Consider the following 13,852-nt stretch of genomic DNA (forward strand, 5'->3'; position numbering starts at 1 on the left):
GTACATGTACCTTCTTATTTTATTGACTGCTGCAATTTATCAACGACAGCAGCGTATTGTTAGCAGCCGATCACATCGAATCATGAAGGCCTTATGGCGGGGGACTTTGGCGGCTTCAGTGCACGCATTTACACCAAATATCGCCCAATTTATCGTGGGCACTTATCTGAAAAATTCCCCGTAATTTCACGTAATTTTTATATTGCAGATTTTTCCAGCGAAGCCAGTCCTAATGGCGTTTTGAACCTTGCGACCTGCTCGTAATTTGCGACCCGCGAAGCCGGCAGGCGCGGCGGGGGCGTCATGGCGCGCCGCAGGTTTGGGCGGCGTACTTTGGTCAGTGCTGATGAAAACTGACCACACTTCAAAATGCAGCGGGAATGCAGTGCTACACATCGGTAGGTCTGTAAGGGGCAGGGTGCCCTGGGACGTCGCGTTTGTGGTTCGGCTGATCTGTGCCTTATGTGGAGGATGCCGCCGACTAGGTCTTTGCTGTGACCTGCTGAGTTCGGATAGATGCAGCCTGTCAGATTTTTCTTTGGTTGACCGTTCTACGTTAGGTGCTATTGTTCAACTCAAGGTGCGCAATGAACGCGTTCTCTCAAAGCTCATGTGTACGCGTTGACGCGCTGCGCATCTTCTGATGCATGCCTACAGACTTGATCGAGCCAGTGGACATAAATTGGCCACATAGCCCTGACGGCTCGCTTTGTTGGGCTGACATGCCGACGAGCTGGAATAGATGGCGCGATAAAATGCACTGAAAGGGAGAACATGACAAATCCAATTGATGCCGCAGCATGGTTCATTAACCACGTTGATCGTGATAGCGGCGACTCTATGACGCCGCTTAAGCTGCAAAAGCTTCTTTATTACGCGCAAGCGTGGCACTTGCTAGCGTTTGATAGGCCTCTTTTTCAAGAGGACATGCAGGCTTGGGCCCATGGACCAGTGGTGCCAAGCGTCTATCACGAGTTCAAGGAATATGGCTTTAACTCGATTCCGGAATACCATGGGGCCGACGAAATCGATGCCGATTCCGAGGGTATCTTGGCTCAGGTTGCTGACATTTACGGTGAGTTCTCAGCGAAGCGTCTTGAAGCGATGACCCATATGGAAGATCCCTGGAAGGACGCCAGAAGAGGACTAGCCCCAGAGGCTCGTTGTGAGGCTGTTATCTCCAAAGATGCCATCAAAGCCTATTTTCAACGGACATATGGTGAGATGACGGATGGCCAAGACGCAGCTGCCTAGAGAAAAGATCCAAGCAAAAGCTAAGGCAACACTTCAGCTAAGCGAACGCGATAACCAGATTTTTGCTATCGCCGAAAGTGCTGATGTGCAAGGTGGTGACAATGCTAACCCTTACATCGCGCTCAAATATTTTCGGGATGCATACGAGTGTTTTTCTCATTGGGAGAAAGATGAACTCAAAGCCTTCACTGAGCTGATTAACGATCTTCGCAATAGGACTTGGAAGCAGGTTCTTCAAACGAGCGGCAAACGTGATAAGCGTGGGCTTGCGTATACACCCTACGACCCTGTCAAGACTGCCGAAGCCGCAAAGACTCATCTAGAGTCGGTCCGTGACCAAATTTCCCCAGACATCACTTTTTTTGAACTACGCGTCGATCAGAATAAGTTGAGAGTTCATGGATTCCGAGCCCGTGCTGCTTTCTTTCTGGTGCTTCTAGATCGAGAGCACCGCGTCTTTCCGTCGTAGCAGCGTTGTGAAAAGGCTGGTCCAACTCGCTGCTCGCCAGCACTGGTCCTCGCCTCTGGTCAAAATTTGTTTGCCGCACTAGGCCTTGCCGAAAAGGCAAACTCTCCAAGGCGTCTGCTTGGGTAGGTCGCGAATAGGCCTATCTACCAAGCACTGAGACATGAACGGCTGCATCGGTCACATGCTTTCTGCTCCAGTATGTTGGTCAGTTCCGGGAGCAGCGGCAGACAACGATGGCCAGCGTCCGCACCTGTCAACTTTGTCTTTACTTTCTAGGTGCTATGCCTGCCTGAACTGGATCACTTCGGCCCCGTGGCGCAGTGTTTCGAGATAGTCAGCCCATTGCTGCAAAACTTTTGCGCGCTCATCGACGAAAGTAGCTCGGTCATAGGCACCGTTATGGGTCTTGCCACCCACGTGGGCTAGTTGAGCCTCGATCACGTCAATGTCGATCTTGAATACCTCGCGCAGCAGGGTGCGGCCAGTCGCACGGTAGCCATGCCAAGTGTGAATGTCCTTGTAGCCCATTGCGTGCAAAGCCGCATTGACGGCAGCTTCGCTCATGGGTTTGGCGTGGTCTCGGAGGCCTGGAAAGACATACTCGCGACCCGCTGTCACGGGATACAGCTTGCGTATGGCCACAACGGCTTGCCGGGGCAATGGAACTTTGTGCGGCGCGCCGTTCTTCTTCCCCTCGACATTGCGTTTGAGGTCAGCGCTGGGGATAGTCCAGAGCCCTGCATCAAGGTCTAGATCAGCCCAGCGCATGGTGCGTAGGTTGCCGGGGCGCTGGAACAGTATGGGGGCTATGTAGAGCGCTGTCCGCACCACAGGGCCGCCGCCATAGCCATCGCTGGCGCGCAGCAGTTCGCCCAGCTTGGCTGGGTCGGTGATGGCTGGGAAATGGCCCTTCTGGCGTGGTTTGAGGGCTTTCTTGATGTCCTGGGCAATGTCCCGTGTGGCGCAGCCTCTGGCGATTGCGTATTGCCAGACTCCTGATGCCGTGGTGAGCAGCCGGTGCGCGCTTTCCACTGCGTCGCGGTCTTGTACGCGCTCACATGCTCTCAACAATTCAGGCGGCTCAACTTCTCCAATCACACGCTGACCAAGAAAAGGGTACAGGTCTTTCTCCAGGCTTCGGGCTTCGCGGTCGTAGTGTGTCGTTGACCATCCTGGCCGCTTGTTTGCCAGATAAGCGCGGGACATGGCTTCCACGGTGTTGAGCGCTGCCACCGCCTTGTCTTCTTTGAGGCGCTGCTTGTTCTGGCTGGGGTCTACGCCTTGCGCAAGCAGGGCGCGGGCATCGTCACGGCCACGTCGGGCTTGGGCGAGGGTGATAGCGGGATACACGCCGAGCGCCAGTGTCTTTTGTTTGCCCTCGAAGCGATAGGCCAACCGCCAATACTTGCCCGCCGCTTTGACGTGCAGGTACAGCCCACCACCATCGCTGTGTTTGTCGCCAGCTGCTTTGCCGCTGTGCTTGGTGTTTTTGATGAACGTATCGGTCAGTGCCATGTGGCCCCGTTGATCCTAGTTGTTGGTATCTGATTTTGGCTCTGATTGAGCTACCAACGAAAGTACCAACAAAAAGCTGGGTTGTCCTGAAGCGTGGTGCGATTACTTGCGACAAAGAAAAAACCCGCTTCCCTATGAGAGAAGCGGGTTTTGAAGCGATTTGACGTTGTGTGCGTCGATGTCCTGGCGGAGGCTGTGAGATTCGAACTCACGGAAGGATCACTCCTTCGGCAGTTTTCAAGACTGCTGGTTTAAACCACTCACCCAAACCTCCGGATGGCAGGATTCTACACAAGGATTGTGCGCCGTTCGGCATTGCGCGCATTTTGCTTTGTCTATGAAACCATAGCGCATGGCGCTTGCTGTATCTCGACTGGCATTCACTTTTCATCATGGCGTCTGCCATGGGCGTTTGCTGCGCGCGTTACAGCGCTGCCGTGAATGAACGAAGGGTTCAAAGTTCAAGACAAGGCATGGCACAAAACAAAACGCCCCTGAGGGCGTTTTGTTGCTGCCTCGGGCGGGATGCCCGAGAGGTGCCGTTTGATCAGCTGCGCAGTGCGATGGCCTGAGCTGCTGCCAGAGCGGTCATGTTGACCACGCGGCGCACGGTGGAGGAGGGGGTCAGCACGTGGGCGGAAGCCGAGCAGCCCATCAGGATGGGGCCGATGGTCGTGCCATGGCCGCCTGTGGTCTTGAGCACGTTGAACAGAATGTTCGCGGCGTCGAGGTTGGGGCAGATCAGCACGTTGGCTGCGCCCGTCAGCGAGGACTCCAGCAGGGAGTGGCTGCGCACGTTGGCGTCCAGGGCCGCATCGCCGTGCATTTCGCCATCGCATTCGATGCCGGGGTTGGCGGCGGCGAACAGGTCGCGTGCAGCGCGCATCTTGCGGGCCGAGCCGCGTGTGGACGAGCCGTAGTTGCTGTGCGAGAGGAAGGCCACCTTGGGTGGCAGGCCGAAGCGGGCCACTTCGTCGGCAGCCATCTTGGCGATCTCTGCCAGTTCTTCGGCGCTGGGAGCGTCGTTGATGTAGGTATCGGCCACGAACAGCGTGCCGGATTCCAGCATGACGGCGTTCACGGTGGCGAACTCGTTGGCGCCCTTCTTCAGGCCCAGCACATCTTCCAGATGGGCCAGGTGGCTGTCGAAGCGACCGACCAGACCGCACAGCATGGCATCGGCATCACCCAGGTGCACCATCAGGGCGGCGATCAGGGTGTTGGAGCGGCGCACGGCGGCCTTGGCGGCTTCGGGGGTGACGCCGTTGCGGCCCATCAGCTTGTGATAGGTTTCCCAGTACTGGCGGAAGCGGGGGTCATCTTCGGGATTGCAGATTTCCACGTCCTTGCCCAGCTGCATGCGCAGGCCGGCCTTGGCAATGCGGGCTTCGATGACGGCAGGGCGACCAATCAGGATGGGCTTGGCCAGGCCGTCGTCCACGGCAACCTGTACGGCACGCAGCACGCGCTCGTCTTCACCTTCGGCATAGGCCACGCGTTGCAGATTGGCCTTGGCGGCTGCAAACACGGGGCGCATGAACATGCTGGTCTGGTAGACGAAGCGGGTCAGGCTTTCGCGGTAGGCGGCGATGTCCTCGATGGGGCGGGTGGCGACACCGGACTCGGCGGCAGCCTGGGCCACGGCGGGAGCGATGCGCAGAATCAGGCGCGTATCGAAGGGCGTGGGGATCAGGTAGTCGGGGCCGAAGGTCAGCTCCTTGCCCTGGTAGGCGGCGGCGACCTCGTCGCTGACGTCCTGCTTGGCCAGGGCGGCGATTTCACGCACGCAGGCCAGCTTCATGGCTTCTGTGATCTTGGTGGCGCCGCAGTCCAGCGCGCCACGGAAGATGTAGGGGAAGCACAGGACGTTGTTGACCTGGTTGGGATAGTCGGAGCGGCCGGTGGCCACGATGCAGTCCGGGCGGATGGCCTTGGCCAGTTCGGGGCGGATTTCGGGTTCGGGGTTGGCCAGGGCTAGGATGATGGGCTTGTCGGCCATGGTCTTGACCATGTCGGCAGTCAGCACGCCGGGAGCGGAGCAGCCCAGGAACACGTCGGCGCCGTCGACCACGTCGGCCAGGGTACGTGCTTCGGTGTTCTGCGCGTAGCGCTGCTTGGAGGCATCCAGACCACCGGGGCGGCCTTCATAGATCACGCCCTTGGAGTCCACCATGAAGACATTGGAGCGCTTGATGCCCAGGCCCACCATCACGTCGACGCAGGCAATGGCTGCCGCGCCGGCGCCGGAGACGGCCACCTTGACGGCACCGATGTCCTTGCCCACCAGTTCCAGGCCATTGAGCAAAGCGGCGCTGGAGATGATGGCCGTGCCGTGCTGGTCGTCATGGAACACCGGAATGTTCATACGCTTGGACAGCTCCTGCTCGATGTAGAAGCACTCGGGAGCCTTGATGTCTTCGAGGTTGATGCCGCCCAGGGTGGGCTCCATCGAGGCAATGATGTCGATGAGCTTGTCGGGATCGCGCTCGGCCAGTTCGATGTCGAACACGTCCACGCCGGCAAATTTCTTGAACAGGCAACCCTTGCCTTCCATCACTGGCTTGGACGCCAGCGGGCCGATATCGCCCAGACCCAGCACCGCGGTGCCGTTGGTGATCACGCCGACCAGGTTGCCGCGCGAGGTGTACTCGGCCGCGGTGGAGGGGTCCGCCTCGATGTCCAGGCAGGGGTAGGCCACGCCTGGCGAGTAGGCCAGGGACAGGTCACGCTGGTTGGACAGGGGCTTGGTAGGGGTGACGGAAATCTTGCCTTTGACGGGGCTGCGGTGGTATTCGCGGGCCGCATCGCGCAGGGCTTGTTCGGCGGAGGACAGGTTTTGTGTCATACGAAATATTTATCAGCAAGTTGCTTCTCGGAGCTTACCGGATGGCAAGAAGCATTTTGAGTCAGGTCTGTTTTGCTTCAACTGTATCGACAACAAACCCCCTGGCGCACTGTGGGGCGGCAGGGGGCTTGGGCTGGCCGGTAAGCCAGCGTTCGCTTCAGGACTGGCGTTTAGTGAGCGTCAGCCTCACGTGCTGCGTTGATGGCAGCGCTGTTGTCTTTGGCGGCTCCGTTAAAGAAAAGATTCAATGCCACGGCGGTAATCGAGGACAGCAGGATACCGGATTCAATCAGTGGATGGATGGAATGGGGCATCCACTGACGGAAATTAGGGGCAACCAGAGGAATCATTCCCACGCCGATAGACACTGCCACGATCATGGCGTTGTTCTTGTTGTTGCGGAAATCCACGTTGGCCAGGATACGGATGCCGGTGGAGGCCACCATGCCGAACATCACCAGACCCGCACCGCCCAGAACCACGGTGGGCAGGGATTCGATCAGCGCGCCCATCTTGGGCAGTACGCCCAGAACGATGAGGATCACGCCACCGGCCACGCAGACCCAGCGGCTGAGCACGCCGGTCACGGCCACCAGACCCACGTTCTGGGAGAAACTGGTGTAGGGGAAGGTGTTGAAGATGCCGCCGATCAGGGTACCCAGACCGTCAGTGCGCAGACCGCGGGTCAGCTCGTCCTGCGTGATGTCGCGCTTGGCCATGTCGCCCAGGGCCAGGAACATGCCGGTGGACTCGATCATCACCACCACCATCACCAGACTCATTGTGAGGATCAGGATGGGGTCGAAGACGGGCATGGCGATCTGGAAGGGCAGCACCAGGGTGAACCACTCGGCCTTGGCGACCTTCTCGAAGTTCATCAGGCCCATGGCCACGGAGATCACGCCGCCGATCAAGATGCCCATCAGCACCGAGATATTGGCCAGGAAGCCCTTGGCAAAGCGTGCGATCAGCAAGATGGACAGCAGCACGATGCCGGAGACCGCAGCGCCTTGCAGATCGGCGTACTTGGGGTTGGGCATGGTGGGCAGCACAGAGAAGCCCTTGGGGATGGCTGGCAGCGAGGAGCCGGGAGCGCCGGCCATGGCCTGGGCCTCGGCCAGCCACTTCAGATGCTCGGGGTTGGGCACCGAAGGGGCAGTGGGGCCCACGGGGTTGCCGAAGATCCAGTTGATGCCCACACGCATCAGGCTGATGCCGATGACGGCGATGATGGTGCCGGTTACGACCGGTGGGAAGAAGCGCAGCATGCGGCTGATGAGCGGCGCAATGAGGATGGAGATCACCCCCGCGCCTATCACCGAGCCAAAGATCAGGCCTGCGCCGGCATTGCCGCCGGTGCTCTGTGCCATGGACACCATGGGGGCCACGCTGGCAAAGGTCACGCCCATCATCACGGGCAGCTTGATGCCGAACCACTGGGTTGCGCCCATGGCCTGGATCAGGGTGACCAGGCCGCAGACGAACAGGTCGGCAGAGATCAGGTGCGCGACCTGCTCAGGGGGCAGGTTCAGGGCACGGCCCACGATCAGCGGCACGGCGACGGCGCCTGCATACATGACCAGAACGTGCTGCAGACCTAAGGCGGTGAGCTTGCCAAATGGCAGAACCTCATCCACGGGATGCACTTGGGATGTCATAAAAACATGTCTCCTCACTCTATATTGGCTTCAGGTTGGCATGCGATTCGCGAACGGCATGCAATCCATACAAAAAGTGTATACAGCTCATAACGCGCAGCATCTAGCGGTAAACCCTGCTCAAATTTCAGTTTCTGGATGGGATGTCAATGATTATGTTTTTCGCGCATAACCATCTAAGGTAATTACTGATTGCTATCAAATATGTAGCTAATGACCCTTTGTTTTTCTAATTTTCAGGATAAAACATATTGAAACCTTTTTGCATCAAGCGATAGTTGCTTTGTTTTTCATAGCAAAAATTGCGCGATATGCAATCGCAAGGAATCTGACTGCGGTTATGCGTGCGCAGGTTTCGGGTCTTGAAACATCTAGTGAAAGAAAGTGGATTGCCGCCTTGAGGCCGGTTGCATGCATTAGCGTTGAAGAAGGTGCAAAAAAGGGTGTCAAGCCCGAAATTGGTGCACCGCTGTGCAAAAGCGTGCATGGGGGCCTGCAAGGGGTTCATGCCTTGTCATGGATCTGAATTGGTGCAAAAACCATGCCGAGCTGCTGCACAAGCAAAAAAGGCGACCTTGAGGTCGCCTTGGGAGTGGGATTCGTCTGCGCAGCTGCAGGGCAGGCTGCCGCCTTGTGCCGCCTTGTGCCGCCTTGATGCCGCGTCTGAGCTTCAGTGCATTCCCGCCGCCATGGGCGAAGTCTGAACTGGACTGGTCTGACGTGGCGCGAAGCTGGCCATGAGCAGCGCCGCTGCTGCCGGTATGGCGGCCGCCCAGGCCAGCGAAGTCAGGTTCAGGCCGTGTGCGATCACCGCTCCACCGAGCCAGGCGCCCAGGGCATTGCCCAGATTGAAGGCTGCGATATTGAGGCTGGATGCCAGATTCATGCCGGCCTCGCCCGCTGATTGCAGCACGCCCATCTGCAGCGGCGCGACGGTGGCAAAGGCGGCAATGCCCAGCAGCAGCACAAAGGCAATCGCCAGCGGCGTGCTCGCAAACATCCAGCGGCCCGCGATCAGCACCAGCATCAGGGCGGCCAGCGACACCCACAGTGCGCGCGGCACTCCAAAGCGGTCGGCCAGCTTGCCGCCCGCATGGTTGCCCAGGGCCAGGCCCGCCCCGAACAGCAGCAGGGTGAACGCAATCATGTGGTTGTCCATTCCCGTGATCTGGGTCAGCAACGGTTCTATATAGGTATAGAGGGTGAAGACGCCGGCAAAGCCGATCACCGTCAACAGCAGGCCGCGCCACATGGCGCCATTGCGCAGCACGGCCAGCTCCTGTGTCAGGCCCTGAGGGCTGGGCATGCTCAGTTCGCGTGGCACATGGCGCAGCAGGATCAGCAGTGCGATCACGCCGATGCCGCTGACGCTGGCAAAGGCCATGCGCCAGCCCCAGTGCTGGCCGATCCAGGTGCCGAAGGGCACGCCCAGCAGCGTGGCTAGGGTCAGGCCGGAAAACATCAGCGCAATGGCCGAGGCTTTCTTCTCGGGTGCCACCAGTTGTGTGGCGACGACCGCGCCCACGCCAAAGAAGGTGCCGTGGGTCAGCGAGGTCAGCACGCGTGCCGCCATCAGCCAGCCATAGCTGGGTGCCAGAGCGGCGGCGGCATTGCCGGCGATGAACAGCAGCATCAGGCTCAGCAGCAGCAGCTTGCGCGGCCAGCGGCGCGAGGCCAGCGTGAGCACAGGGGCGCCCACGGCGACGCCCACGGCATAGCCCGAGATCAGCGTGCCCGCCGTGGGGATGGAGATATGAAGATCCTGGCTGACCTGGGTCAGCAAGCCCATGATGATGAATTCCGTGGTGCCGATGCCGAAGGCACCGGCGGCCAGCGCAAGCAATGCTGCAGGCATGAAAACGTCCTTGTGAAAATTCCGCGAAGGGCTGAACTGTGAACCTGCGGCAGAAGGCGCGCTAGCCCTTGATGCGGACATGCATTTGTTCCTGTGGGGAATAAATCGCATCTTTATGATGTGATTCATGAAGAAATCCATGGCTATGCCTTCGCTGCAGGAGCACAGCGCGGACCGCTTTGTGGAGCTGCAGACCTTTGTGCAGGTGGCCCAGCAGGGCAGCTTCTCGGCAGCGGCGCGCCTGCGCGAGGTTTCGCCCTCGGCGGTCAGCAAGATCGTGGCCCGGCTCGAGACCCGGCTGGGCGTGCAGCTGCTGCGCCGCAGCACCCGGCGGCTGGAGCTGACGGCCGAGGGAGAGCAATTGCTGGAGCAGGGGCGGCAGCTGCTGGCGGACTGGCTGGCGCTGGAGTCCTCGGTCACCCGGCAGGGCCAGCCCACCGGCGTGGTGCGCATCAATGCCAGCTCGTCCACGGGCAACCGCTTGCTGGTGCCACTGGTCGGCCCGCTCATGCAGACCTGGCCGGGACTGCAGCTGGACCTCAGCTTTACCGATCATGTCGTGGACCTGATTGCGGCCCGTGCCGATATCGCCCTGCGCTGGGGAGAGCTGCCGTCTTCGGACATGGTGGCGCGCAAGCTGGGTCACACGCGCCAGGTGATCGTGGCCTCGCCCGACTATCTGCAGCGCTTTGGCAGACCGCAGCATCCCGATGAGCTGGCAGGCCATGTGCGCATCGGCTGGAACTATCCGCGAGCCATTCCGCACTGGCCGTTTGTGGTGGCGGGCAACGCGGTGACGGTGAGCATGGGAGAGGTGCTGCGGGTCAATGATGGCGAAGCCATGGCCAATCTGGCCAAGGCCGGGGCGGGCCTGGCGCGGCTGTCGCTCTATCACGCCTGGGACGACTTGCATGCGGGCAGGCTGCAGGCGTTGCTTGAGGATTTCAATCCCGGAGATCTGCAGCCCATCCATGCCGTGTATGTGGGCAAGCCCGGCCAGTTGCCAGTGAGGACGCGGGCGGTGCTGGATTTTCTGGCCAGCCATGTGGACCTCAGTCATGCCGAGCAAATGCCCGCCGGCCTGCTGCCTGGGCGCGCATAAAAAAAGAGCCCGGACGAATCCAGGCTCCTTGAAAAACCTCCATCCAGTCTGGAGAAGGCTAGGCGTTCAAACGGTGTTTGGTGCTCAGGCAGTCAGGTCCACCAGCGAGCGGGCCACCACCTTGGTGGCGCGGCGCAGATCTTCCAGCACCAGGCGCTCGTCGGAGCGCTTGGCGTGCGATTCCAGCACGGTGCGGGGGCCGGCGCCGTAGATCACGCCGGGGATGCCGCGCTCGACGTACAGGCGCACATCGGTGTACAGAGGCGTGCCCACTGCGGGAGGCTTTTCGCCGAAGACGGCTTCGCCGTGGGCCTGGATGGCGTCCACCAGAGGCTTGTTGCCGTCCAGAGGTGTCATGGCGTTGGCCAGCAGCAGGCGCTTGATGTCCACGCGCACTGCGTCTTCACCGGTGTAGCCGCCCTGGGTGTTGAAGTCGGCGATGGCCTTGGCGATGACAGCGCGGATGCTGGCTTCGACTTCCACGGGATTCTCTTCAGGAATCATGCGGCGGTCGATCTTGAGCATGACCTTGCCGGGCACCACATTGGTATTGGTGCCGCCGTCGATGCGGCCGATGTTCAGGTAGGGGTGCTTGATGCCGGGCACCTTGGACGTGACTTGCTTGTACTTCACGTTCTCGGCATACAGGGCCGTGAGCAGCACGGCAGTGGCTTGCAGCGCGTCCACACCGGTGTGGGGCACGGCGGCGTGAGCCATCTTGCCCTGCACGGTAATTTCCATCTGCAGGCAGCCGTTGTGAGCGGTCACGACTTCATAGCTGAAGCCCGCTGCAATCATCAGGTCGGGCTTGGTCAGGCCCTTTTCCAGCAGCCAGCCGGGGCCCATGATGCCGCCGAACTCTTCGTCGTAGGTGTAGTGCAGCTCCACGGCGCCCTTGGAGGGCTTGGCCACGGCTTCCAGAGCACGCACGGCGAAAGTGAACGAGGCGAAGTCGCTCTTGCTCACGGCAGCGGCGCGGCCATACAGCTTGCCGTCTTCGATCTCGGCGCCGTAGGGGTCCTTGGTCCAGCCTTCGCCCGGAGGCACCACGTCGCCGTGGGCGTTCAGGGCGATGGTGCGGCCACCGTCACCCTGCGCACCGTACTGGCGGCGCACGATCAGGTTGGTGATGGATTCCATGCCGTAGGCCTTGACGTCGGCTTCGGGCACGACGTGCTTTTCGGCGTCGAAGCCAAAGCCCTTGATCAGCTCGGCAGTGCGTTCGGCGTGGGGCGCGTTGTTGCCGGGAGGCGTGTCCGTGGGCACTTGCACCATGGCCTGCAGAAACTTCACTTCTTCGTCGAAGTGCTCGTCAATCCATGCATCGATGGCGGCGTAGGTGGCTTGCTTGTCTTGATTCATATTGGTCATTGCTGTTCTTGAGCCAGTTGGTGGAGGAGGTGAGTGAAGGCATCCACGGACAGTTGCATGTCGTCGGAGGTAGAGGCTTCCAGCGGGTTGTGGCTGATACCGGCGTTCATGCCGCGCACGAACAACATGGCCTGGGGCATGATTTCGTGCAGCTTCATGGCGTCGTGACCGGCGCCGCTGGGCATGCGGAACAGGGGCACGCCCAGTGCATCGACAGCGTTTTCCCAGCGTTTCTGCCATTCGGGAGCGCTGGGTGCAGCCGCTGCCTTCATGGACAGATCGGTGCTGTAGCGCAGGCCGCGGCGTTCGGCGATCGCAGCCATCTCGGCCATGATGTCGTTGATCATGGCGTCGCGCTGCTCGTTGGTGGGAGCGCGCAGATCCAGCGAGAACTGGCAGCGGCCGGGCACCACGTTGACCGAGCCCGAGGGCACGTTCAGCTGGCCGATGGTGGCCACGCTGTCGCCGTCCTGGCCGGCGCGCTTTTCGATGTACAGCGACAGCTCGGCAACGCCGGCTGCGGCATCGCGGCGGCGGTCCATGGGCGTGGTGCCGGCGTGGCTGGCCATGCCGATGAATTCGCACGTGTAACGGGCGCTGCCGTTGATGGAGGTGACGATGCCCAGGGGAATGTCCAGCTCGTTGAGCACGGGGCCCTGCTCGATGTGCACTTCCACAAAGCCCAGGTACTTGGCGGGGTCGCGCTCCAGCTTGGGAATGTCGTCGATGCACAGGCCGGCATGCAGCATGGCTTCGCGCAGCGTGATGCCGTCGGCGTCCTTTTGCTCCAGCCATTCCTGCTTGAAGTCGCCCACCAGGGCGCCCGAGCCCAGGAAGGTGGCCTTGTAGCGCTGGCCTTCCTCTTCCGAGAAACCCACCACTTCGATGTTGAAGGGCAGACGCTTACCTTGCTGGGCCAGTTGCTTGACGCAGGCCATGGGCACAAAGATGCCCAGGCGGCCGTCGTACTTGCCGCCGTTGCGCACGGTGTCGTAGTGGCTGCCGGTCAGCAGGGTCTTGGCGCCTTCGGTGGCGGCCTTGTAGCGGCCCACCACATTGCCCACGGCGTCGATCTCGACCTCGTCGAAGCCGATCTCGCGCATCCAGTGGCTGATGCGCTGGGCGCAGGCGCGGTGGGCATCGGTCAGGTAAGTCACCGTCAGCTGGCCTTTTTCGGCATAGCCGGGGTCGCTGTTGGTGGACAGGCGTTCCTGCCAGTCCCAGACTTCGTTGCCTTCGACGGGTTCGTAGCCGAACTTGTCGTTCAGGCGGATCTCGGCGATGCGGTGGATGTTGCGCAGTGCCTCGGCCTGTTCGTAGGCCGGGTGGTTGAACATGCGACGCTCGAAGGTCGCAATGATCTCGGCCTTGCTCAGACCCAGACCGCGCGCGCCGCGCACGGCCAGGATGAAGGGGAAGCCGAAGCGCTTGCCGTATTCGGCGTTGAGCTTGCGGATGTGCTCCAGCTCTTCGGGCGTGCAGTTGGTCAGGCCAGCCTTCTTCTGCTCATTCGTCGACTCGGCGGTGAGCGTGTTGGTCTCCATCTGCTTGCCGGCCAACTCCGGGTGAGCGCGGATCAGATCGAGCTGGGCCTGCTCGCTGGACTCGGCCAGCACCTTGGCCATGGCGTGCTTGATATGCGCCATGGACTTGAAGGGACGCTGCTCCAGTGCCTTGGCGGCAATCCAGGGCGAGTGCTCGTACAGGCCATCGAGCAGGTCGGTGGCGGTTGCCGCATCGGCGGCATTCAGTTGTTCCAGGGTCAAAGCCATGTCGCAATCAA

Annotated in this window: 9 protein-coding genes and 1 tRNA gene; 3 read left to right on the top strand and 7 right to left on the bottom strand. The window is 60.6% G+C overall.

All coding sequences use genetic code 11. The features are described 5' to 3' along the window. The first annotated feature begins 774 nt into the window (after positions 1-774). Positions 775-1,254 carry a Panacea domain-containing protein gene (locus CTATCC11996_RS07455; RefSeq protein ID WP_003074712.1) on the top strand — a complete coding sequence of 160 codons (480 nt, stop codon included), beginning with the start codon at positions 775-777 and terminating at the stop codon, positions 1,252-1,254. Next, complete coding sequence (locus CTATCC11996_RS07460) at positions 1,232-1,723, top strand: hypothetical protein (RefSeq protein ID WP_003074716.1); 492 nt, start codon at positions 1,232-1,234, stop codon at positions 1,721-1,723. Before CTATCC11996_RS07455 ends, CTATCC11996_RS07460 begins: the two co-directional genes overlap by 23 nt. Before the next feature lie 279 nt (positions 1,724-2,002). On the opposite strand, the gene CTATCC11996_RS07465 is transcribed toward CTATCC11996_RS07460, so the two are convergent. The 5 genes from CTATCC11996_RS07465 to CTATCC11996_RS07485 form a co-directional block, all read right to left on the bottom strand. Further along, positions 2,003-3,238 carry a tyrosine-type recombinase/integrase gene (locus CTATCC11996_RS07465; protein ID WP_003074718.1) on the bottom strand — a complete coding sequence of 412 codons (1,236 nt, stop codon included), beginning with the start codon at positions 3,236-3,238 and terminating at the stop codon, positions 2,003-2,005. Positions 3,239-3,422: 184 nt separating this feature from the next. Next, positions 3,423-3,512: transfer RNA gene (locus CTATCC11996_RS07470), tRNA-Ser, on the bottom strand. A 273-nt stretch (positions 3,513-3,785) separates the two neighbouring features. Next, entirely contained in the window at positions 3,786-6,083 is a 2,298-nt protein-coding gene (locus CTATCC11996_RS07475; RefSeq protein ID WP_003074720.1) for an NADP-dependent malic enzyme, read from the bottom strand. 170 nt (positions 6,084-6,253) lie between these two features. Then, the gene (locus CTATCC11996_RS07480; protein WP_003063711.1) at positions 6,254-7,741 is read right to left on the bottom strand and encodes a nucleobase:cation symporter-2 family protein; all 1,488 of its coding nucleotides are present in this window, start codon (positions 7,739-7,741) and stop codon (positions 6,254-6,256) included. A gap of 670 nt (positions 7,742-8,411) precedes the next feature. Next, positions 8,412-9,596 carry an MFS transporter gene (locus CTATCC11996_RS07485; RefSeq protein WP_003074723.1) on the bottom strand — a complete coding sequence of 395 codons (1,185 nt, stop codon included), beginning with the start codon at positions 9,594-9,596 and terminating at the stop codon, positions 8,412-8,414. A 127-nt stretch (positions 9,597-9,723) separates the two neighbouring features. On the opposite strand from CTATCC11996_RS07485, the gene CTATCC11996_RS07490 reads away from it, so the two are divergent. Then, positions 9,724-10,698: a LysR family transcriptional regulator gene (locus tag CTATCC11996_RS07490; RefSeq protein ID WP_034348396.1), complete on the top strand. Its 975-nt coding sequence runs from the start codon at positions 9,724-9,726 to the stop codon at positions 10,696-10,698. A gap of 84 nt (positions 10,699-10,782) precedes the next feature. On the opposite strand, the gene CTATCC11996_RS07495 is transcribed toward CTATCC11996_RS07490, so the two are convergent. Together CTATCC11996_RS07495 and uraD are read right to left on the bottom strand one after the other, a co-directional pair. After that, a complete protein-coding gene (locus CTATCC11996_RS07495; protein ID WP_003074730.1) occupies positions 10,783-12,069 on the bottom strand; it encodes a M20 family metallopeptidase in 1,287 nt (428 codons plus the stop codon). Continuing rightward, positions 12,066-13,841, bottom strand: a complete 1,776-nt coding sequence (gene uraD / locus CTATCC11996_RS07500; protein WP_034348398.1) for a 2-oxo-4-hydroxy-4-carboxy-5-ureidoimidazoline decarboxylase — start codon at positions 13,839-13,841, stop codon at positions 12,066-12,068. Before uraD ends, CTATCC11996_RS07495 begins: the two co-directional genes overlap by 4 nt. Positions 13,842-13,852: the final 11 nt, after the last annotated feature.

Source organism: Comamonas testosteroni ATCC 11996, from assembly GCF_000241525.1.
GTDB classification, from domain to species: Bacteria; Pseudomonadota; Gammaproteobacteria; order Burkholderiales; family Burkholderiaceae_C; genus Comamonas; species Comamonas testosteroni.